The following is a 20,328-nucleotide window of genomic DNA, read 5'->3' on the forward strand; positions in this document are numbered from 1 at the left end:
AAATTATATTATTTTATCATAAAATAATCTATAATTTCAATACTTTTTCAAAAGTTTTTTTATAATTTTTCAAATTTAAACTACATATATAGCATATTCAAATTTATAAATCTGGAGTTTCTGGTAATACTTGTCCACCATCCACAACTATTGTCTGTCCAGTGATGAATCCTGCTTCTCTGCTTGCCAGAAAAACTGCTGCATATCCAATGTCTTCTGGTTTTCCTAACGTATGAACAGGGATTATTTCCTTCATCCGATTCATATAATTTTCCCCTGCGCCTATTAATCCTTCTGTCAAAATATTTCCTGGCTGAATGGCATTAACTGTAACTCCATATTTTGCATATTCCAGTGCCACACTTCTCATAAATCCCAACTGTCCAGCCTTACTCGCACCATAATGCGCCCATCCTGAAAAACCTGTAATTGGACCTGTAATTGAAGAAGTCAGTATTATTCGTCCATAACTCTGCTTTTTCATGTATTTAAGAGCCGCTTGTACTACAAAAAAAGTTCCCTTTAGATTTATATTTTGAACTTTGTCCCAATCTTTCTCTGTCATATTTTCGATACGTGTTTGTGGAAAAATTCCCGCATTTGAACAAAGAATACTTAATTTCCCATATTTTTCACGAATACTCTGAACAACGTATTCAACTCTATCCTTATCCGTAACATCCAGATAATAAAATTCTCCTTCCAGCTCGCGAGCAACTTCTTTTCCCTTGTTTCTATCAACATCTCCTATCAAAACTTTTGCTCTAGCCTGTTTTAATGCCTTCGCAATCCCTTTTCCAATACCCTTTGCTCCGCCCGTGACAAGAGCAACTTCTCCAGCTAAATCAAACATTTCAATCAGCATCCTTTCAAATTTAATTTTTTATTTTTAAATTTAATTCCAAAATTTTCTTCTGTGCAACTTTCACAATATAAAGTTTATTCCCTTTTTCAGCCACTTCTTCGTAAAATTTTTTTGCTTTTTCAAAATCTTGTACTTTTTCATACGTTTTTGCTAAAACAAATTTGACTTGTATTTCTGTCAATTTGTCCTTTGATTTTAATTTTTTCAATTCAGCTATTTTTTCTTGTGGCTTATCTTCATAGTCCAACATAATTTCTAATAATGTTTTTTCCGTTTTTTTTCGAATATTTTCATCAAATATTTTTTTTGCTTCATTTTTTTCATTTATAAAATATTTATATGCCGCTAAATTATAATAGTAGAAATATTTGATTTTTTTAGGTGTGTTCTGAGTTATTTTTATGGCATTAATACATTCTAAAAACTTTTGTTTTTCGTTTAATAAAAGATATGCTATTGATAAATTTATCAAAATTACGCTTTTTTCATTTTTTCCTGACAATATTTTAAAAATTTTTTTTGCCCTTGAAATATATTTTTTCGGCTCTAATCTATTAAGTAGCAAATTAGTCGTTTCAAAATAAAACAGCACATATAATGCTGTAAACAGCAATATAAATAAAAATCCATTAAGAATAGACGGTTTTGTAATTGCTAAAATGAAATAAAAAATATTTAAAATTATTAAAATTGCATATCCAATAGCATATTTCAATGTTAATTTATTTTTCTTCAGCATTCAGTCTCACAATTTCCACAATTACATCAGTTGCCAAAATCATGCTTTCCAATGCCACAAATTCATATTTTCCATGAAAATTTTCTCCGCCTGCGAAAATATTTGGTGTGGGAAGTCCCATAAATGAAATTTTTGAGCCGTCTGTTCCACCACGTATTGGTTTAATTATTGGTTTTATTTCAAGATTTTCCATCGCTTTTTTCGCTATTTCAACGACTTCCATATGATTTTTTATTATTTCACCCATATTGTAATATTGATCTTTTATTTCAACTGTTACTAATTCTTTCTTGTATTTTTCATTGATTTTATTTGCCACATTTTCAGCAAATTTCTTTTTTTCTTCAAACTTCTGTCTGTCGTGATCTCTCAAAATGTATGACAACTTAGCGTCTTCACAATTTGCATTTATTTTTTCAAGAAAATAAAATCCTTCGTAGCCTTCTGTCTTTTCAGGCACTTCATCAGCTGGGAAACTATTTATAATTTCTGTCGCTATTAAACTTGCATTTATCATTTTTCCTTTTGCAGTTCCTGGGTGAACACTTTTCCCTTTTATTTTAAATACAGCTCCAGCCGCATTAAAACTCTCATATTCAAGCTCTCCGACAGGTCCCCCATCCATTGTATAGGCAAAATCTGCTCCAAATTCTTCAACATTAAAGTTATCTGCTCCACGCCCAATTTCCTCATCAGGCCCAAATGCCACTTTTACAGTTCCATGCTTAATTTCTGGATGATTAATCAAATATTTCATAGCCTCAATAATTTCCACAACTCCAGCCTTATCATCAGCCCCTAGAAGCGTAGTCCCATCCGTAGTAATCACAGTTTTTCCTACATAATTCTTTAAATTAGGAAATTCCTCTACAGAAAGCATAATATTCTGCTCCTTATTCAAAACGATATCTTTCCCGTCATAATTTTCCAAAATTTGAGGATTAACATTAACCGCATTAAAATCGGCAGTATCCATATGTGCGATAAATCCAATAATTTTTACATCTTTATCAATATTGCTCTTCAAAGTTGCATTAACAAAGCAATTTTCATTCACATACACATCTTCCATTCCTATTTCTTCCAACTCTTTTACAATCATTTTTGCAAACTCAAGCTGTGTTAGCGTCGATGGAATGCTCTCATTTTTCTCATCCGATCTAGTTTCAATTTTTACATATTTTAAAAATCTCTCTTTAAGTGTTTCATATTTATTTAAATCCATTTATTTTTCTCACTTTCTTAAAATTTTGTGTTTATAATTTATTTTACAATTTTTTACAGTTTTTTTCAATATTAATAACGAATTTCTTTATGAATAAGGTAAAAAGTAATAAAATTTACCTTATAATTTTTTTCCACTTATAAAAGTCAGAGATTCTTTGCTAATATTTGTTAAAAAGCCAGAATAAAAGTTTTATTTCTTATAATTTCATGTTATAATAAATAAAAATATTAATAACTTTAGAAGAAAGGAAAAGAATAATGCATAAAATAAAAAATAAAATTTTAATAATTGGAACTTTAACTTTGATTTCAATTAATATAAATGCAGGATGGGCAAAACATAGAGACAGATTTCTAAAAGGTTTAAAAAATTGGGTAAATTCTAATGAGCAACGATATAATAATAGAAACAGAACGAATACTAACAATGCTGTATCAAATACAGATACTCGTATAAATAATAGTTTCCAAATAGAAGTTGTAAGGCTTGTCAATATAGAAAGAAGAAAAAGAGGACTTGCCCCCCTTTCCATATCTAATAGACTATCAGAGGCAGCAGCTATTAGAGCTAATGAAATTGTACAAAAATTTAGTCATACAAGACCTGATGGCAGCAGCTATCATACTGTGATAAAAAATGTTGGATATATGCATCCTTATGTAGGAGAAAATATTGCTGCTGGACGAAAAAGTCCTGAAGAAGTAATGAATGCTTGGATGAACAGTAATGGACATAGAGCTGCTATCTTAAATCCAAATTATACAGAAATGGGAGTTGGATTCACTTATGTAACAAACAGCATGTATGGAACCTATTGGGTACAGATTTTCGGAAGTTCTAATTGGGGCAGATAAATAATATTTTTTAAAACACAAAATTAAAATTAACAGATTTTTCAAAAGTTTTTATAAGGTAATACCCATTTCAAATCCTTTACTTCAACAAAATTAAAATTTTCATTGCATTCACTAAAATTTTATTGTATAATTAGTGGGGAATTTATTAAAGGAGGAATTTATCATGAATGATGTTACTAATTCACAATCAAATACGGTTAATCCTGATTTTGTACAGCAATACATTATGGCAAATGCCAATTTTTTTCCAGAAGGTTCAGTAAATGAGCTTGGGGCAAGATTATCTAAGCTTTCACAAAATCAATTCAACGCAATTCAAGGAATCCAATTAAAAGACCCTATGATAATGCTACTTTTGTCACTTTTTCTTGGTGGCTGGGGAGTTGACAGATTTCTTCTAAAAGAAATTGGATTAGGTGTAGTAAAATTATTGACTTGTGGTGGATGTGGTATCTGGACTATTATTGACTGGTTTTTAGTTATGAACAAAACTAGAGAATTTAACCAAAAATTAGTTTTAGACTCTATATCTGTTGGTCAATTTAATCAATTTGATAACATGTAGATTTTTTAAGATTTAGGATATTTTCATAATAGACTAATTCTATATAGCTGGGAATTAATATGAAAAAATATTTTAACTTATTATTTAATTATCATAAAAATAATCTTATCTTGTACATATTACTTGTATCAATAATTTCTATAAGATATTATTTTAAAGTGCCTACGCCAATTGGATTTATTTTGAAACCATTACATATCCATTATTGGAGTGAAGGCTTAACAACAGCATTTATTCAATTAATAAAAGGAAATATTTCTCGTGCTTACAAAATAAATTCTTTAACATTTATCGTAGTAATAGCTATTTTTTTTCATATCTTTTTAGAGCCGATAATTTTTAAATCAAAAAATCCAACAAAATAACTAATAATTATAAAAGTTAAAATTATTAGTTCCCATCTACTATTAAAAAAGGAGATTGTTATGAAAAAAATAATTTTGATAATTATGATTTTAACGGGAATACAAATATTCGCTAATTATAACTATAATTATAAATATACAATTAAAAATAATGAAGTCTATTGGGATGAAGAATTAATAGAAGGTGCGGATTCTAAGACTTTTAAAATATTGGGTGAAGGCTATTATGCGAAAGATAAAAATAATATTTATTATAAAGGTGAAAAATTTGAAGGAAATCCTGATACTTTAAAAATAATAGATAATCATTATTATAAAGATAAATATAGTGCATATTTTGAAGGAACAAGAATTAACAATTCTAATCCTAAAACCTTCAAAGTATTAGGAAGAAATTTTTCCAAAGATAAAAACAACGTCTATTATTTAGGCAAAAAAATAACAGGAGCTAATACCAAAACTTTTAGAGTGCTAGGCTTTAAATATGCAAAAGATAAAAACAATATTTATTATTCAGACAAAAAAATAGTAGGAGCAGATTCTAAAACTTTTACATTATTAGGTAAAAGCTCTTACTCCAAAGACAAAAATAATGTCTATTATGAAGGCGAAAAAATAGAAAATGCTGATATTGAAACTTTTGAAATAATAGAGGCTTCTGAAAAAGCACAGGATAAAAATCATAAATATGAGTATGGAAAAATAATCGAATGAAATTTTTAAAAATTAATAGTCAATTCTATTAAAAAAGTAAAAAACAGTAAAAAGATTTAAATCAATCTACTGTTTTTTTTATTACTGAAAACTTAGTCAGCACATCATCCTGTATCGTTCCAGCCCATCTCGCCACTTGCCTCAATGTTATTCTCTCATTAACACCATTTTCAACATTCCTCTGACTTCCCACAATCACAACTTTATCATTTATTTCCACATCATTTATATCCGTCAAATCAACAAAAATCATATCCATACAAATTTCTCCAACAATTTTTGCCTTTTTCCCATTCACCAAAACATACGCTTCTTGCGAATTTTCAATTTGCTTTTGAAGTCCGTGTGCATAACCTATTGACACAATGCCTATTTTAGAGTCTCTTTTCACAACGCCTTTACTTCCATAGGAAATTTTATCATTTTTTTTCACGTTTCTTATATTTATAATTTGAGATTTTACTGTTATAACATCCAAAAGCCCCACATCGTAAAATAAAGGCTCCATGCCATAAAGTGCCATTCCCACACGTGCGAAATCATAATTGTATTTTTCCTCGTATTTAAAAAGCAACGGACTTGCTTGCAAATGTTTGTACTGGTATTTTACATTATTTTTGTCAAATATCTTTAAAATGTTTTCATATTTTTCAACTTGCTTTTCTGTTTCAAGTTGATTTTCAGCATCTGAAATATGAGAAAAAATTGAGATTATTTCCAATTTGTTATTTTTAGAATTTATTTCATATTTTTTTATTTTTTCAATTAATTCTAAAATTTCGCTTTCATTGAATCCAAGCCTGTTCATTCCACTGTTTACTTTTATATGAATTTTCAAAACTGTGTTCTCAAAAGATTCTTCCAGAATTTTTAAGTAATCGGATAATTGTGAAAAATTAAAAATTGTCAGCTCAACATCATTTTCTATTGCATATTCCAATTTTTTTGGTTTAATATAATTAAGTGCCATTATCTTTATTTTTCTATTTTCTAAAAATTTCAATTTTTTCTCTTTTTCAAAATTTTTTAAAATTTCACGAATTTTTATCGCTTCATCAATATATGCCACCGCAAAATAATTACAATTATTTTCAATCAGTATCGGTAAAATATTTCCAATTCCAAGCCCGTAAGCATTGTCTTTAATTACACAAATGATATTTTTATTTATGAAACGGATTTTTTCCAGATTTTTTTCCAAATTTTCCTTGTTTATTTCCAGATTTACTAGCATTTTTTATTTTTGTTCTCCTTGACAAATTCTTAAACTGTTATTATTAGCGGAGCCATTATTCCCAAAAGGATAACTAGTCTTAAAAGTAGGATTTTACGATAAATTTTTTGATATTGTTTTTCAGGTATTCCTTTTTCTTTTAGGACAAATCCGATTGCTGTAATTTTATTGGATGTGTCGCTTCTGCTGTAACGGTTTACGTATGGCTCAAATAATATTTTTTCTCCGTTTACTGTCAAATGTATTCGTGGTGTTCCCACGTATTTATCCATATATCCCGTCGTATTTTTCTCATCCAAATTTTTTCCATTAAGTGAAACTATCCCATTTTCAACCTTTAACTTGTCAATTCTCAAAAAAATGAACAAAATCCAAACAACAATGGCAGCAACTGGCAAAAATGCCGAAATCGTCCTTGCAACTGGAATTTTTTCCAGCAAAGTAAACACGATTCCATAAACAATAGACAATACCGCCACTAATATCAGAATTTTATCCACTCCTTTGTGAATTAACCCATTAAGTTCAATTTTTTTATCAGTAATTTCCATAATAATACAGCTCCTTTCCAGCCTTTTTTAAAAATCTAACAAACAATATTGAAAACTGAAATCAAAATTTATAATTTATCTAAATCCATTTTTTATCCTAAAAACTAATTATATTTTATTTTTCTTCCAAAAGCCCTGATGCAATCAGTTTTCTAAATGCTCTTGCCCTATGGCTTACACTTTTTCTTTCTTCGTCACTTGCTTGCCCAAACGATTTTCCAAGTTCATACGAATAAAAAATCGGATTGTAGCCAAATCCATTATTTCCTTGTGCTTCAAATAAAATTTCTCCCTCTATTTCTCCACGAAAAGAATGAATTTCACCATTTGGAAAGGCAATACTCACGACAGACACAAAATGTGCTTTTCTATCCTCTTTTTTCACATCCTTCAAAATTTCCAGCATTTTCTGATTCTTCTCGCTGTCAGATGTATTTTCTCCTCCAAATCTTGCCGAATAAACTCCTGGCCCTCCATCCAGAGCATCCACACAAAGTCCCGAATCATCCGAAACAGTTACAATATTCGTATAATCTGCAATTTCCTTTGCCTTTTTCTGTGAATTTTCCTCAAAAGTTTCCCCGTCTTCTACAACATCAGGAATATCCAGCCCATCCAAAATCGTTACAACTTCCAAATTTATTCCTTCCGTCAGTTTCTCAAAATCTTTTATTTTCCCTTTATTCTTTGTTGCTAAAAATACTTTCATTTTTTCACTTCCTTTTTTAATTGAATAAATCTTTTTATTAAATTATGAGAAAACAGGGTTACCCCTGCTTAAGATTATATTCTTCAAAATTATTTTTTATAATTTTATTTACAATATTATGAACATCTTTTTTTTCTTCTCTTGACATTTCTTTCAAATCCACAGGTTTATCAACGATAATTTTTATATTTTTATTTGGTGTTACTTTCAGGCTTTTTCTACTTTGAACCTGATAAGTTCCCACAATTGTAATTGGCAAAATTCTAGCATTTGTGTCAGTTGCAAGTTTGAAACTTCCCTTTTTAAATTCGCCAATTGTACCGTCTTCACTTCTGCTTCCTTCTGGAAAAATCACGTAGGAATGCCCTTTTTTTATTTTGCTTATCGCATCTTTCATATCTTTCATTCCCTGTCTTGCATTTTTTCTATCCAGAAATATACAGTCAAATGAACGCATCCAACGTCCAATTGCAGGCCATTTTTTCATTTCCTTTTTTGCAATGAATGAAAAATCAAGCGGTAAATACCCAAGCAATGCTGGAATATCTACGTTGCTTTGGTGATTTGAAATTAATATGACTGCTTCATTTGTATCGTGAATTTTTTTCACTTCTTCTTCACTACCATTTTTATAAATTACACTTACGTTGCTTCCAGCTCCCCAAATTAGGTTTTTTCCCCAATTTTTTCCAATTTTACAGACATATTTGTATCTTTTTTCGCCTCTATTAAATATCAGATACCAATAATGTACGAAACTTCCATAAATAAAAGTTCCAACAAGTATTAAATGATAAAATATGGTTCTCATTTTGACTTCCTTTCTTATTTTTAATTTCCTATTCTGTATTTTCCTTATGCTCTTTTATTTTTTTGAAAATTTTATCGAGAGAAAATCCTTGTCTAGCTAAATATTGTACAAATTTTTGTTCTTCTTTTATTTTTTTTTCATTTCTCTCATTATTTTTTCTGATTTTATTACTATTTTTTTCTATTAATTTTTCCAGTTTCCTGTCATCAATATTTTCTTCTTTTTCTTCTTCTAAAGCTAAATATGCCTCTTCTACCGTATTTCTGTCAATTCCTTTTTGAAATAAATTGTATAAAATTCGATTTTTTCCATATTTTCTACTTTCGATATAAGACATTGCATAATTTAAATCACTTAGATAGCCAAATTCTTCCAACTTTTCTATTGCTTTCAAAATTGCTGGCTTATTTCTATATTTTTCTTCTAGTTTTAGCCGCAATTCCTTTTTTGTCCTGTCTTTTAGGGAAATTAGGAAAACGCCTTTTTCAAAGGAGGCTTCATACGAAATCTCGTCATAAAACCTCTCAATATTATCATTTACCTTTAAATTGTACTTTTGTCTAATTAATGGACTTATGTCCATAATTTCCTCGTTATCCAAGTATATTTTATTTCGGTATATTTTATTGATTTTCATTGTTTTCCGTTTCATTATTTTCTGAATTTTCAGCTTCGTTTACTTGTTCTGTATTTTCCTGTTTTGGACGAATAGCTTCGAGTACATCTTTTTCAAGTCTTCCGTACAGCTCCGTATTTTCCTTTAACATTCTTTCAACATTGACACGCCCTTGCCCAAGCCGTTCATCTCCATAGCTGAACCAGGCTCCAGCTTTTGAAGCAATTCCTAAATTTATTGCCGCATCTAGAATTTCTCCAATTTTGGAAATTCCTGTTCCGTACATAATGTTAAATTTTGCTTCCTTAAATGGCGGCGCAACTTTGTTTTTAGTTACTTTTACTAGAACTTCACTTCCGATAACATCGTCTCCCTGTTTTACAGAGCCTACTCTTTTTACTTCCATTCTGACTGTTGAGAAAAATTTTAATGCACGTCCACCTGAAGTTGTTGTCTGTACTCCTGGAACAAATGAAAATCCTCCGATTTTTTCTCTGATTTGATTTATAAAAATCATTACTGTATCAGATTTTGCGATATTTCCAGTCAATTTTCTAAGCGCTTTTGACATCAGCCTTGCCTGAAGTCCCATTTGCTGGTCTCCCATTTCCCCTTCAATTTCAGCTTTTGGAACAAGTGCGGCAACCGAATCCACAACGATTACGTCTATTGCCCCACTTCTCACAAGCATATCAGAAATTTCAAGTGCCTGTTCCCCAGTATCAGGTTGTGAAATTAAAAGTTCGTCAATATTTACTCCAAGAGCTTTTGCATAAACTGGATCCAGAGCATGCTCTGCGTCAATAAATGCCACAACTCCTCCTGCTTTTTGAGCTTCTGCGATAATATGAAGTGCAAGTGTAGTTTTCCCTGAAGACTCTGCCCCGTAAATTTCAACAATTCTTCCTCTTGGCACTCCACCAATTCCAAGCGCTATATCTAAATTCAAACTCCCTGTAGAAATAGCCCTGATATTCATTTTTTGATTTTCTCCAAGTTTCATAACGGCACCTTCACCATAATCCTTTTGAATCTGCTTAAGTGCCAAATCAAGCATTTTCTCCTTTTCAGTTAGCCCTTTATCATCTTTTTCCTTTTCTTCAGCTTTTTTTCTAGCCATTATACCCTCCTCATTTTTTCTTTTATCCTGTCTTTTATTATATCACAATTTGATTTCTTTTTATATATTTTATTTTGTTATTTATAATTTTTTTAATTATTTCCAAATATTATCTATTAATTTTTTTTAATTGACTTTTTAAAATACATATACGTAAATGTTTTCAAATCAATTCACATAAAGTTTTTAAACGGAAAATTTTATTATGGTTAGAAATAATATTTACGAAAACAAGACCGACTATAATGCTTACGGATTCTCAATTAAAAATGAAATTAACAAAACTTACCAGTTAGGTGAAAACAGCACAGTTAAACCTTACGGAGCATTAAAATTTAGTTATGAAAGATTTGATAGAATTAAGGAAAAGGACGGCACTTTAGGAATGGATGTAAAAGGAAACAGCTATTATTCAGTTAAACCGTCTGCAGGTGTGGAACTTGCCTATACTAAAAAAATTACAGATAACACTAAATTCAAGGCAGCCTTAGACCTAGCGTACGAACATGAATTAGGAAATGCAGACCGTAAAGAAAATCAAATGAAATTTATAAATACAAATACGACTTACAGATTAAAAGGAGAAAAAGCTGAAAATCGTGGAAACTTTAGAAGTGGAGTAAAAGTTGGACTCGAGACAGGAAACTTTAATTTCTCAGTAAAAGGTGGATATGATACGAAAGATAAGAATGCCCATGTTGGCTTGGGAATTGGCGTATCGTTCTAAATATTTGATTGTTTTTTCTTTTAAATAATTTTTTGTTTTTGAGAGTTACTTCAATATTTTTGGAGTAGCTCTTTTTATTTTTTAAAAAATGATAAAAAAGAAATTTATATATTTTCCAATGTTATTTTTATCATTTCATCATTTATATCTTCTATCACTCTTAATTTATCCCTATTAACACAAGAAATTACATTCCATCCATATTTTACTGATAATTCCTTAGCTGTTTCATAAGCATTTTTTAAATAATTTCCATCTTTTTCGTGAATATCCTTCTTTTTTCCCCCTGTTATCTTATTTTCCCTATTTTTCATCAGTTTTTGACTAAACTCAAAAGGAATATCCAGAAAAAACACAATATCTGGCTTTGGTATTCCAATTTTTCCCCATTCTAGATCTACCAGCCATTCTAAATATTTTTCTTTTTCTTTTTCATCCAAAATTTTCGGAACCTGATGAATCATATTGGAAATTGTATATCTGTCACTAATCACAATTCCGCCATTATTATAAAATTCTTCCCATTCAGTCTTAAATGATGCAAACCTGTCAATCGAATAAAGTACCGAAGCCGCATAAGCATTAACACTTTCAGCCGTTTTTCCAAATTCACCTGCAAGATACATTTTCACTGGCTCAGAAGCTCTGCTTTCATAATTTGGAAAAGATATTTTCTTTACTTTCTCTTCTCCTTTTATTTCTTTCAATTTTTTATACAGTAATTCTGTCTGCGTTTGTTTCCCGCTCCCATCTGTACCTTCAATAATTATTAATTTCCCCATTTTTTCAAGTTCCTTTCAATTTCCTTTATTTCTCAATCTCACACGGCTAAAGTCACAAGTATTCTTATACTCAAGCCCATAAAAATACTTATTGAGAAAAATATAGCAGCCTTATTTAAAAGACTGCTAAAATTCTAAATTGTACTTTTATTTACTATATTTTACTGATTTTAATCTTTTTAAATCAGTTTAAACAGTTAGTTTTAAAGATATTAAAGTAATTTTACTTTTTAATCCAAGGCATAAGTTTTCTTAATTCTGCTCCAACTTTTTCTACTGGATGATTTGCAAATTCTGCTCTTTTTTCTTTCAAGAATGGTTGTCCTGCTTTCGAGTCAGCTAAGAAGTCGTTTGCAAATTTACCATCTTGAATATCTTTTAAAACACCTCTCATAGCTTCTTTTGTTTCAGCAGTTATAATTTTGGGTCCTGTAATGTAATCTCCGTATTCAGCAGTGTTTGAAATTGAACTTCTCATTGTTGCTAATCCACCTTCGTAAATTAAGTCTACAATAAGTTTCATTTCGTGTAAACATTCAAAGTAAGCATTTACAGGATCGTATCCAGCTTCTGTCAATACTTCAAATCCTACTTTCATAAGTTCTACTACTCCACCACATAATACAGCTTGTTCACCAAATAAATCTGTTTCTGTTTCTTGTTTGAATGTAGTTTCAAGAATTCCTGATCTTCCTCCACCAATAGCTGATGCCCATGCTTTGGCAACTTCCATAGCATCTCCTGCTGGATCTTTGTACACTGCCACTAGACAAGGTACTCCGCTCCCTTCTTGGAAAGTTCTTCTTACCAAGTGTCCAGGCCCTTTCGGCGCAACCATGAATACGCTTATATCTTCTCTTGGAACAATTTTTTCAAAGTGAATGTTAAATCCATGTCCAAATGCGATGTAAGCTCCTTCTTTCAAGTTTGGTGCAATATCAGCCGCATATACATCAGCTTGAATTTCATCTGGAATCAAAATCATAACTATATCCGCACCTTTTACAGCATCTGGAGTTTCTTTTACTGTAAATCCTGCTTCAGTAGCCTCATCCCAAGATTTTGAACCTTTTCTAAGTCCAACAGTTACATCAAATCCACCTTCTCTCAAATTTAAAGAATGTGCATGCCCTTGCGAACCATACCCTAATACAGTAATTTTTTTACCTTCCAATTTGCTCAAATCACAATCAGCATCATAATAAACTGTTGTTCCTAAAATATTTCCTGCCATTTTTTATCCTCCTAAATTTTATATGTATATATTATACACTTTTTAAAAATATTTGCAAATATTTCTTTTTAATGTAACTATATATTTTATATATTTTTGAATTTTATTTTTTAGATATTTTGATTATTTTAAAATATTAGGTTTATATCCTTTATTAGAAAAGTTGTAATAAATTCGTTATTTAAACGAAGTTTTAGTATAAGATGTTATTATGCAATTATTGTGCATTTACATACGCATCTTTCACTTTACACGCCTTCACATCTCCCGAATTTAAAACTGCCCTAAACTCCCATTTTTTATTTTTATCAATAGAATCTGTACTGTCTACAGCATCTCCAACACTTTTCCCTTTTTTATCAAAGCAAGGTATTTCAATTCTAACATTTTCCTTTCTGCTTCCAGTATTTGTCAAAACTCCTGTTACAATCGTCATATTCCCATCATTTTCAACTTTCGCCTTAGAAAATTTGTACTTAACGCCTTTGGCATTAATTTCGCCATCATTTCCGCCAATTATCCCGCCGATAATATTTCCAGTTGTCTTAATTACGGCACCAGTAACAGTTCCCGCTGCCTTAATCGTGCCTCCAGCAATGCTTCCTGCCGCTCCAACAACTCCGCAAGATGAAAGAACTAAAGCCGTTCCCATTATCATTAATATTTTTTTCATAATTTATAAATCCTTTCAATATTTTTTATGCTTATAATACAATAAAATTATAGTTGTTGCAATACATTATACAATCTATGTTATCTAAAAAAATTAAATAAATATCCAATTTTAATAACATAATAAAACCATTCTGAGTTTAACTTTAAAATATTTTATTGTGATTTAAACATATTTCAGGTATTCTATCATTAAAATTATATATTTTCATTTTTCTATAAATATTTTTTGCTTTAATACTTACAAATATTTACTAGCTTTTTTAATACTTAATTTTGCCATTTTTTCTTTATTTTCTTCAATAAAATTTTTTACCCATTCGGGATTAGTTTTGCTATAATCTCTCAATGCCCAGCCTATCGCCTTATTGATAAAAAATTCAGCCTGCCCCAGATTATTCTTTAAAATCTTTTCCAGTAATTCAGTATTTGTTTTTTCTTTTCTCAAAAGCTGATGATCAATGGCAATTCTTCTAAGCCAAATATTTGCATCAAGACTCCATTCTAGCAATATTTTATTCACATTTGAATCCTTTAATGCCAAAGCTCCTATTGTCATATCTAAATTGTCTATCGTATCCCACCACGATTTTTCCAAGACTAACTGCTTCAACTTCGGGATATCATCTATTGTCAACTTATCTTTCATATTCTTTAGGTAATCTGCCGCAACATACTGAAATTCCCTATACTTATTTTCCCAGCATTTATTTACAAATTCCCAGTCGATTTTTTCTTTATTCTTGTATTCCTTGAAAAAATTTTTAAATATTTCCCGTCTTTCAGGTGTTTTGATTCCAATATATTCAAATTTATTAAGCATATATTTTGACATTTTTTGAGCCTGTTCTTCATTTTTATGCCGAATCATTTCTTCATAAAGTTTATTAAAATCCATAAGTTTCCTCTTTTTTCATTTTATTAAAAACATTAATTTCTATTAATTACAAAATTCTAATTTTTAGATTTTAACCCTTAAGGAAAATAAAATGGGCTATTCTCCTGAAGTATGTTCTATAATATTATAGTTTAATGCAGAGTGTAGCTATATAGTCATTTCCATAACGTGATAATCTATGTCTTTTATCACATGATTCATAAAAATCTATCATAGCGAGACCATTTTTAAGTTGTCCTCTAATCTGAGTTTCTAAGGTATGGCTAAATTCATATCCATATTCTGGATTTATGGTTATTTTGCCTTCCTCTTCAAGCTCTTTTGAATTAAAAGGTATTGAAAACTTTAAAAGTAATTCCTCATCGGGTTTGTCCCATACAATGTCAGCATCATACATGTATATCCAAGGATTCATAAATCCGACCATTAACAGTCCACCCTTTTTCAATACTCGAGAGGCTTCTTTATACATGTTTTCTAAATCTTCTACATATACATTTGAAACCGGATTAAAAATAATATCAAAAGTTTCATTTTCAAATGGAAATGGTTTTGTCATATCGCCTTGAACTGTATTGATTTTTAAGCCTTCTCTTTTAGCAACCATATCATCTCTTTGTAATTGTGATTTAGAAAAATCCATTATGGTTACATCATAACCTTTTATAGCAAAAACTGGTCCCTGCTGTCCACCACCACAAGCTAAACCTAATATCTTTTTTCCATTTGCTTTTTCAAACCATTCTTTTGGAACTTTTTTCCCAACAGTTAATGCAACAGAAATTGGATTATTTTTAACTTCTTCTAATTCTTCATGTGTCAATGGCTCAGTATAGTCATTTTTTACATTATTCCATCTATCTTCATTTAATTTTATATAATTGTTCATCTTATAATCGCCTCGTAATTTTATATTATTTCGATTTAAGTTGAATATGTTGCCATTATATTTTTCTCACCTCTACAAATTTTAATTTCTTGAACTATTTTAATCTTGCTTAAATTTTTTTAATGTTTTTCATCCGAAATTTTAATTTTTTATGTTTCAAATACAGCACTTTTATAAATTTACAATCCCTTTTCATGTGTCAATTTATGTTCTTTGCTATTTATATAATCTTTATGTTTATGATTATGCTTTTTCTCTGATATAAAATGACTATGCTCATGTTCATGTGTAATAACGTGTTTATGTGTTGTCCCATCATGCGTATGAACAATTATGTGAGAATGACTATGACTGTGATATTTAACCATTGTATCATATACAACAATTACGCTGCCGATTATCATAAAAACAAGACCAATGAAATATACCAAAGTAAGTTTTTCTCCATTTACTATAAATGCTAAAAAAGTTCCTACAAATGGAGCTATAGCATAATATGCACTAGTTTTTGCAGCGCCTAAATCCCTTTGTGCTCTGATATACATAAAAATACTAAGTCCATATGCCACAAATCCAAGTAGCAAAGCAGCTATTATATATTTCATTTCAGGAATTCTTTCTCCCAAAATAAGGGCGACTATAAATGCACCGCCACCAGAGAAAAAGCCTTTTAGGAAAACAATCTCGTAAGTGCTTTTATCCGAGATTTTTCTAGTGCAGTTATTTTCTAGTCCCCAACAGCAAGTTGCTAGTATAACAAACAATGATCCTAATGAAAACTGGAAACTTTCAGCCCCTTCAACTGAAAGAACTATGCTTGATACTGTAATAAAACCGATAGCAATCCATAACTTTGATGTTACCTTCTCCTTAAATATCAAAAGAGCAATAATTGTTGTTGCTACAATTTCAAAGTTGCCAAGCAGTGAAGCATTTGAAGCTGAACCAATATTTATACCAATCATCAGGAATATAGGTGCCGCAATATCAAGAACAATCATTCCAATAGTATAAGGTAAATCTGCCTTATTCAACTTTTCATACTTTTCTTCAACTTTCCTACGAAACAAGTACATAATACCTACGCCTGTTCCAGCTCCCAAATATAAAAAAGATGCCATCAATGTGGGAGGAACCTTATTTAAAAGTACTTTAGAAAACGGTGTATTGATTGCATAAAAAATAGCCGCAAGTAATGCTAAAATTACTGCCATAAATTTTCTGCTTTTATCCATGTTTAATAACTCATCTCCTTTTTTAGACAAATTCTCAATTTAACGCATTGTAGATTATCCTCGTTTTACATATCTACATCTGAAATGCCGTTATCCAAAAACATATTCCGGCTATAAGTGAAAGCGGAGTCATAACATATTTTTCTTTCCTACTTTTTGAAATCATGTTCATAATAGTATTTAAAGATAGGTAAGCGGCAAAGAAAAAACAAATATATTTAGTAACCTTAAAAGGCAGCCACAAGGAAATAAAACCTCCAGCTTGCAAAATAATTATCATTGCAAAAATTTGGATAGCCACTGAAATGACTGCCATAACTCTAAATTTCTTAGGTAAGATTTTATGTTGTCCACCCATTGTAAATTCCCCAAAAGGCAAACCGCAAGCAACAAGAACTGTCATAGCTGCTATAACTCCAAATAATACTGCACCTAATATTGAAAACATAAATCAATATTCTCCCTTCGCAAGATACAAAAAATTTATTATCAATTTTATCTCACAATCAGCCAAGGTCTTTCCTTTTCCCAAACAATCTTCACATCTAAACCAAACATCTGAGAAAGCAATTTATCAGTCAAAATATCCTTTTTAAGCCCTTTTGCTAAAATCTTTCCATCGTGAAGAAGTGCCACATGTGTTACTGACGGCATAATTTCCTCAATCTGGTGAGTTACGTAAATAAACGGTATTGCATTATCATTTTTGGAATTTTCCTCAAGCACTTTCAAAAAATACTCTCTCGAAGTTACATCAAGTCCCGAACAAGGCTCGTCCAGTATAAGTAAATCAGGCTCATTCATAAACGCTCTTGCAAGCAATGTCCGTCGCTGCTCTCCTTGTGACAAAGTGCCAAAGTGATTATTTTTTATATACGAAATCCTAAAATCCTCAATAATCTTATCCGCCTTTTTCCTATCCTCATCTGTAACTTCATCATAAATCCCAATAGAACTAAACTTTCCAGAAATTACAATATCTTCCAGTTTTTCACCATTTAATGTGCTTGAAAAATTATTTAATGTGGAACTCACAAATCCAACTCGATTTTTTATTTTTTTCCAAGAATAATTACCAAATTTATGCCCAAAAACTCTCACTTCTCCAGAAGTTGGAAAAATATAGGCTGGTATCATTCCAAGAAGAGTTGACTTTCCAGAACCATTAAGTCCCAGAAGTGCCCAATTTTCGCCTTTATTTATATGCCAGTCAATTCCTTTCAGTATTTCTCTGCCATTACGCTTAAAAGTTACATTTTCATAGTGTAGTATTTCTTCCATAAAAATATCCTTCTTTTTTCAAAATTTTAAAAATCTTAAATTCTATTAGCAATCTCAGTTCCCATTTCATCAGTTCCAACCTTCTTCATACCATCTGTATAAATATCAGCCGTTCTAAATCCTGCTTCCAGCACTTCCTCCACAGCTTTTTCTATCGCATCAGCCTCTTTTTGAAGATTAAATGAATATCTTAACATCATTACTGCCGAAAGTATTGTCGCTATTGGATTTGCAATATTTTTTCCAGCTATATCAGGTGCTGAACCGTGACTTGGTTCATAAAGTCCTACTTTTCCATCTCCAAGACTCGCTGATGGCAGCATTCCAAGTGATCCTGTAAGCATGGAAGCCTCATCTGACAAAATATCTCCAAACATATTTTCAGTCAAAATCACATCAAATTGTCTAGGATTGGCAATCAGCTGCATTGCTGCATTATCCACATACATGTGTGAAACTTCTACTTCTGGATAATCTTTTGAAATTTCCTCCACTACTTTTCTCCACAATTTTGAAGTATCCAAAACATTGTGTTTATCTACACTCGTAAGTTTTTTATTTCTAAGTTTTGCAATTTCAAATGCCTTTTTCGCAATTCTTTCAATTTCAGGTCTTGTGTAAGGAAGTGTATCAAACGCCTTTTCATCAGAATATTCCCTATGCCCAAAATAAAGCCCTCCAGTAAGTTCCCTTACTATCATCACATCAAGTCCATCTCCAATTATTTCTTCCTTCAAAGGACTTGCACTTTTTAACGATTTAAACAAAATCGCAGGTCGCAAATTCGTATAAACTCCAAGTTCCTTCCTAATCGCAAGAAGCCCTCTCTCAGGACGTTTCTCAGGCTCAATATTATCCCATTTAGGCCCGCCAATAGCCCCAAGCAAAATAGCATCACTATTTTTACAAACTTCCACAGTTTCACTTGACAAAGGAACTCCATACTTATCCACAGACTCCCCTCCAAGATACCCTCGAACATACTCAAATTGATGTCCAAACTTCTCTCCAACCTTGTCCAAAACCTTTATCGCCTCAGCCACTATTTCCGGTCCAATTCCATCTCCATTTAATACTGCAATTTTATAGTTCATTTTATTTGCTCCTTCCTAAATTTTAAAATTTCTGCTTTTTTATAATAATTTAAAATAAATCAGAATGTGTTCCTGTTCTTGACAACGTTAAAACCAAAATATCTTTTTCAATTTTATAAATTAACAACCAATCAGGCTGAATATGACATTCTCTAAATCCTTTATAATCGCCAGTAAGATAATGATCTCTATATTTTTCAGGCAAAGGTTTCTCATTTACCAAATAAAAAAGGACTTCTTCAAATAATTTTTTGTTACACCCTCTTTTTATTGCCCTTTTATAATCTTTCTTGAATTTAACCTGGTATCTGATTTTAAGCATTCAAATCCTCCATCAACTCATCTATACTATCAAAAGTTTCGCTTAACCCAATACCTTTTTCAACTTCATCCAAAACCTTTCTGGTTTCTCCATTTGGAACTTTCAACTCAAACGGAATCCCCTGCTCCAAAATACACTTCTTCAAAAATAAATTCATAGCAGTACTCATATTAAGCCCCATTTTTTTAAATAAAGTTTCCGCTTCTTTTTTCACATTTTCATCAACTCTAGCTGTTACTGTAGCCATTTTTACCACTCCTTTGTAATACTTTTGTTATACAATGTAATTATATTACTAAATAATGTAAAAATCAATATTTTAATTAACTTTTTCAAAAAAATTTACTTTTTTCATTTTTTCAAATCTATTAATCTATTTTCTATCAAATAATTTATATTTTCAACTACCCAGTTTTTATTAAATCTATAAAAAATATCAATTCTAAAAGCTTTACTTTCATTATCTAATTTAAAATATAATTTATATCTCATTATTTTTTTTACTAATTTTAAAACCTTTACTTTTTCCCGAGGGATTATTTTCCTTATTTTACCTATATTTGAAAGCTGTATTTCTGAAGGTATTCTTAATATTACATCACATGAAAATATTTCTATATTGTTCTTCTTAAATAAAACTATAATACTTTCTCTTAAATCCTCGTTAACATCATAAATAAGTTTTTTATCAAAAAGCACTTTTTTTCAGGAAAAAAACACAAATAATTTCTGTCATGCTCAATATTATTTTCATTAAAATAATTTTCTATTATTTTATTCCATTCTTTGATAGTTCGCATAATTTTTTATCTCCTAGTCA

At 30.4% G+C, this 20,328-nt stretch carries 26 protein-coding genes; 5 read left to right on the top strand and 21 right to left on the bottom strand.

Annotated elements, in window-relative coordinates:
* Nucleotides 1-103: 103 nt before the first annotated feature.
* From fabG to pepT, 3 genes are read right to left on the bottom strand one after another with little or no spacing between them, the layout of a single operon-like run.
* On the bottom strand, nt 104-853 hold the full coding sequence (fabG, locus tag LEBU_RS08330; RefSeq protein ID WP_015769899.1) for a 3-oxoacyl-ACP reductase FabG: 750 nt from the start codon (nt 851-853) through the stop codon (nt 104-106).
* Between the two features lie 22 nt (nt 854-875).
* The gene (locus LEBU_RS08335) at nt 876-1,604 is read right to left on the bottom strand and encodes a hypothetical protein (protein ID WP_015769900.1); all 729 of its coding nucleotides are present in this window, start codon (nt 1,602-1,604) and stop codon (nt 876-878) included.
* A complete protein-coding gene (pepT, locus tag LEBU_RS08340) occupies nt 1,588-2,829 on the bottom strand; it encodes a peptidase T (RefSeq protein WP_015769901.1) in 1,242 nt (413 codons plus the stop codon). The genes LEBU_RS08335 and pepT overlap by 17 nt, the downstream gene beginning before the upstream one ends.
* A 260-nt stretch (nt 2,830-3,089) precedes the next feature.
* Between pepT and LEBU_RS08345 the strand changes: the two genes are divergently transcribed.
* The 4 genes from LEBU_RS08345 (at nt 3,090) to LEBU_RS08360 (ending at nt 5,333) form a co-directional block, all read left to right on the top strand.
* The gene (locus LEBU_RS08345; protein WP_015769902.1) at nt 3,090-3,686 is read left to right on the top strand and encodes a CAP domain-containing protein; all 597 of its coding nucleotides are present in this window, start codon (nt 3,090-3,092) and stop codon (nt 3,684-3,686) included.
* 166 nt (nt 3,687-3,852) lie between these two features.
* Nucleotides 3,853-4,254 (top strand): TM2 domain-containing protein, encoded by a 402-nt coding sequence (locus tag LEBU_RS08350; protein WP_015769903.1) that lies wholly within the window; start codon nt 3,853-3,855, stop codon nt 4,252-4,254.
* 59 nt (nt 4,255-4,313) lie between these two features.
* Nucleotides 4,314-4,619, top strand: a complete 306-nt coding sequence (locus tag LEBU_RS08355; RefSeq protein ID WP_015769904.1) for a hypothetical protein — start codon at nt 4,314-4,316, stop codon at nt 4,617-4,619.
* 60 nt (nt 4,620-4,679) lie between these two features.
* A complete protein-coding gene (locus LEBU_RS08360; protein ID WP_015769905.1) occupies nt 4,680-5,333 on the top strand; it encodes a DKNYY domain-containing protein in 654 nt (217 codons plus the stop codon).
* Nucleotides 5,334-5,394: 61 nt separating this feature from the next.
* Here LEBU_RS08360 and alr read toward each other — a convergent pair whose 3' ends face one another.
* From alr to recA, 6 genes are all read right to left on the bottom strand, one after another.
* On the bottom strand, nt 5,395-6,567 hold the full coding sequence (gene alr, locus LEBU_RS08365) for an alanine racemase (protein ID WP_015769906.1): 1,173 nt from the start codon (nt 6,565-6,567) through the stop codon (nt 5,395-5,397).
* Nucleotides 6,568-6,596: 29 nt separating this feature from the next.
* Nucleotides 6,597-7,118: a hypothetical protein gene (locus LEBU_RS08370; RefSeq protein WP_015769907.1), complete on the bottom strand. Its 522-nt coding sequence runs from the start codon at nt 7,116-7,118 to the stop codon at nt 6,597-6,599.
* A gap of 115 nt (nt 7,119-7,233) precedes the next feature.
* Nucleotides 7,234-7,827: an XTP/dITP diphosphatase gene (locus tag LEBU_RS08375; protein WP_015769908.1), complete on the bottom strand. Its 594-nt coding sequence runs from the start codon at nt 7,825-7,827 to the stop codon at nt 7,234-7,236.
* Between the two features lie 58 nt (nt 7,828-7,885).
* Entirely contained in the window at nt 7,886-8,638 is a 753-nt protein-coding gene (locus LEBU_RS08380; protein WP_015769909.1) for a lysophospholipid acyltransferase family protein, read from the bottom strand.
* Nucleotides 8,639-8,666: 28 nt separating this feature from the next.
* Nucleotides 8,667-9,275 (bottom strand): regulatory protein RecX, encoded by a 609-nt coding sequence (locus LEBU_RS08385; protein WP_015769910.1) that lies wholly within the window; start codon nt 9,273-9,275, stop codon nt 8,667-8,669.
* The gene (gene recA, locus LEBU_RS08390; RefSeq protein ID WP_015769911.1) at nt 9,262-10,374 is read right to left on the bottom strand and encodes a recombinase RecA; all 1,113 of its coding nucleotides are present in this window, start codon (nt 10,372-10,374) and stop codon (nt 9,262-9,264) included. The genes LEBU_RS08385 and recA overlap by 14 nt, the downstream gene beginning before the upstream one ends.
* Nucleotides 10,375-10,579: 205 nt before the next feature.
* On the opposite strand from recA, the gene LEBU_RS08395 reads away from it, so the two are divergent.
* Nucleotides 10,580-11,101 (top strand): autotransporter outer membrane beta-barrel domain-containing protein, encoded by a 522-nt coding sequence (locus LEBU_RS08395; protein ID WP_041760641.1) that lies wholly within the window; start codon nt 10,580-10,582, stop codon nt 11,099-11,101.
* A gap of 104 nt (nt 11,102-11,205) precedes the next feature.
* Here the strand turns inward: LEBU_RS08395 and LEBU_RS08400 are convergent, their stop codons facing one another.
* From LEBU_RS08400 to LEBU_RS08455, 12 genes are all read right to left on the bottom strand, one after another.
* A complete protein-coding gene (locus tag LEBU_RS08400) occupies nt 11,206-11,883 on the bottom strand; it encodes a dTMP kinase (RefSeq protein WP_015769912.1) in 678 nt (225 codons plus the stop codon).
* A gap of 223 nt (nt 11,884-12,106) precedes the next feature.
* Complete coding sequence (gene ilvC / locus LEBU_RS08405; RefSeq protein ID WP_015769913.1) at nt 12,107-13,117, bottom strand: ketol-acid reductoisomerase; 1,011 nt, start codon at nt 13,115-13,117, stop codon at nt 12,107-12,109.
* 217 nt (nt 13,118-13,334) lie between these two features.
* Nucleotides 13,335-13,790, bottom strand: coding sequence for an FxLYD domain-containing protein (locus tag LEBU_RS08410; protein WP_015769914.1), 456 nt, complete (start codon nt 13,788-13,790; stop codon nt 13,335-13,337).
* Between the two features lie 240 nt (nt 13,791-14,030).
* Nucleotides 14,031-14,687, bottom strand: a complete 657-nt coding sequence (locus tag LEBU_RS08415) for a DNA alkylation repair protein (RefSeq protein WP_015769915.1) — start codon at nt 14,685-14,687, stop codon at nt 14,031-14,033.
* A gap of 124 nt (nt 14,688-14,811) precedes the next feature.
* Nucleotides 14,812-15,576 carry a class I SAM-dependent methyltransferase gene (locus LEBU_RS08420; protein WP_015769916.1) on the bottom strand — a complete coding sequence of 255 codons (765 nt, stop codon included), beginning with the start codon at nt 15,574-15,576 and terminating at the stop codon, nt 14,812-14,814.
* Nucleotides 15,577-15,755: 179 nt separating this feature from the next.
* Nucleotides 15,756-16,811 carry a DMT family transporter gene (locus LEBU_RS08425; protein ID WP_015769917.1) on the bottom strand — a complete coding sequence of 352 codons (1,056 nt, stop codon included), beginning with the start codon at nt 16,809-16,811 and terminating at the stop codon, nt 15,756-15,758.
* 73 nt (nt 16,812-16,884) lie between these two features.
* Nucleotides 16,885-17,259: a hypothetical protein gene (locus LEBU_RS08430; protein ID WP_015769918.1), complete on the bottom strand. Its 375-nt coding sequence runs from the start codon at nt 17,257-17,259 to the stop codon at nt 16,885-16,887.
* A 47-nt stretch (nt 17,260-17,306) separates the two neighbouring features.
* On the bottom strand, nt 17,307-18,092 hold the full coding sequence (locus LEBU_RS08435; RefSeq protein WP_015769919.1) for an ABC transporter ATP-binding protein: 786 nt from the start codon (nt 18,090-18,092) through the stop codon (nt 17,307-17,309).
* Nucleotides 18,093-18,127: 35 nt separating this feature from the next.
* On the bottom strand, nt 18,128-19,186 hold the full coding sequence (leuB, locus tag LEBU_RS08440) for a 3-isopropylmalate dehydrogenase (RefSeq protein WP_006804508.1): 1,059 nt from the start codon (nt 19,184-19,186) through the stop codon (nt 18,128-18,130).
* Between the two features lie 49 nt (nt 19,187-19,235).
* Nucleotides 19,236-19,508, bottom strand: coding sequence for a type II toxin-antitoxin system YafQ family toxin (locus tag LEBU_RS08445; RefSeq protein WP_015769920.1), 273 nt, complete (start codon nt 19,506-19,508; stop codon nt 19,236-19,238).
* Nucleotides 19,501-19,755 (bottom strand): type II toxin-antitoxin system RelB/DinJ family antitoxin, encoded by a 255-nt coding sequence (locus LEBU_RS08450; protein ID WP_015769921.1) that lies wholly within the window; start codon nt 19,753-19,755, stop codon nt 19,501-19,503. The genes LEBU_RS08445 and LEBU_RS08450 overlap by 8 nt, the downstream gene beginning before the upstream one ends.
* A 104-nt stretch (nt 19,756-19,859) precedes the next feature.
* A complete protein-coding gene (locus LEBU_RS08455) occupies nt 19,860-20,207 on the bottom strand; it encodes a hypothetical protein (RefSeq protein ID WP_041760643.1) in 348 nt (115 codons plus the stop codon).
* Nucleotides 20,208-20,328: the final 121 nt, after the last annotated feature.

Source organism: Leptotrichia buccalis C-1013-b (assembly GCF_000023905.1).
GTDB lineage: Bacteria > Fusobacteriota > Fusobacteriia > Fusobacteriales > Leptotrichiaceae > Leptotrichia > Leptotrichia buccalis.

Bases quoted from the DNA above. Each gene is read 5' to 3' on its own strand.
- fabG (WP_015769899.1), bottom strand. From the start codon at position 853: ATGTTTGATTTAGCTGGAGAAGTTGCTCTTGTCACGGGCGGAGCAAAG.
- LEBU_RS08420 (WP_015769916.1), bottom strand. From the start codon at position 15,576: ATGAACAATTATATAAAATTAAATGAAGATAGATGGAATAATGTAAAA.
- LEBU_RS08400 (WP_015769912.1), bottom strand. From the start codon at position 11,883: ATGGGGAAATTAATAATTATTGAAGGTACAGATGGGAGCGGGAAACAA.
- LEBU_RS08345 (WP_015769902.1), top strand. From the start codon at position 3,090: ATGCATAAAATAAAAAATAAAATTTTAATAATTGGAACTTTAACTTTG.
- ilvC (WP_015769913.1), bottom strand. From the start codon at position 13,117: ATGGCAGGAAATATTTTAGGAACAACAGTTTATTATGATGCTGATTGT.
- leuB (WP_006804508.1), bottom strand. From the start codon at position 19,186: ATGAACTATAAAATTGCAGTATTAAATGGAGATGGAATTGGACCGGAA.
- recA (WP_015769911.1), bottom strand. From the start codon at position 10,374: ATGGCTAGAAAAAAAGCTGAAGAAAAGGAAAAAGATGATAAAGGGCTA.
- LEBU_RS08360 (WP_015769905.1), top strand. From the start codon at position 4,680: ATGAAAAAAATAATTTTGATAATTATGATTTTAACGGGAATACAAATA.
- LEBU_RS08335 (WP_015769900.1), bottom strand. From the start codon at position 1,604: ATGCTGAAGAAAAATAAATTAACATTGAAATATGCTATTGGATATGCA.
- alr (WP_015769906.1), bottom strand. From the start codon at position 6,567: ATGCTAGTAAATCTGGAAATAAACAAGGAAAATTTGGAAAAAAATCTG.
- LEBU_RS08430 (WP_015769918.1), bottom strand. From the start codon at position 17,259: ATGTTTTCAATATTAGGTGCAGTATTATTTGGAGTTATAGCAGCTATG.
- LEBU_RS08385 (WP_015769910.1), bottom strand. From the start codon at position 9,275: ATGAAAATCAATAAAATATACCGAAATAAAATATACTTGGATAACGAG.
- LEBU_RS08380 (WP_015769909.1), bottom strand. From the start codon at position 8,638: ATGAGAACCATATTTTATCATTTAATACTTGTTGGAACTTTTATTTAT.
- LEBU_RS08415 (WP_015769915.1), bottom strand. From the start codon at position 14,687: ATGGATTTTAATAAACTTTATGAAGAAATGATTCGGCATAAAAATGAA.
- LEBU_RS08450 (WP_015769921.1), bottom strand. From the start codon at position 19,755: ATGGCTACAGTAACAGCTAGAGTTGATGAAAATGTGAAAAAAGAAGCG.
- LEBU_RS08445 (WP_015769920.1), bottom strand. From the start codon at position 19,508: ATGCTTAAAATCAGATACCAGGTTAAATTCAAGAAAGATTATAAAAGG.
- LEBU_RS08350 (WP_015769903.1), top strand. From the start codon at position 3,853: ATGAATGATGTTACTAATTCACAATCAAATACGGTTAATCCTGATTTT.
- pepT (WP_015769901.1), bottom strand. From the start codon at position 2,829: ATGGATTTAAATAAATATGAAACACTTAAAGAGAGATTTTTAAAATAT.
- LEBU_RS08395 (WP_041760641.1), top strand. From the start codon at position 10,580: ATGGTTAGAAATAATATTTACGAAAACAAGACCGACTATAATGCTTAC.
- LEBU_RS08370 (WP_015769907.1), bottom strand. From the start codon at position 7,118: ATGGAAATTACTGATAAAAAAATTGAACTTAATGGGTTAATTCACAAA.
- LEBU_RS08355 (WP_015769904.1), top strand. From the start codon at position 4,314: ATGAAAAAATATTTTAACTTATTATTTAATTATCATAAAAATAATCTT.
- LEBU_RS08410 (WP_015769914.1), bottom strand. From the start codon at position 13,790: ATGAAAAAAATATTAATGATAATGGGAACGGCTTTAGTTCTTTCATCT.
- LEBU_RS08375 (WP_015769908.1), bottom strand. From the start codon at position 7,827: ATGAAAGTATTTTTAGCAACAAAGAATAAAGGGAAAATAAAAGATTTT.
- LEBU_RS08435 (WP_015769919.1), bottom strand. From the start codon at position 18,092: ATGGAAGAAATACTACACTATGAAAATGTAACTTTTAAGCGTAATGGC.
- LEBU_RS08425 (WP_015769917.1), bottom strand. From the start codon at position 16,811: ATGGATAAAAGCAGAAAATTTATGGCAGTAATTTTAGCATTACTTGCG.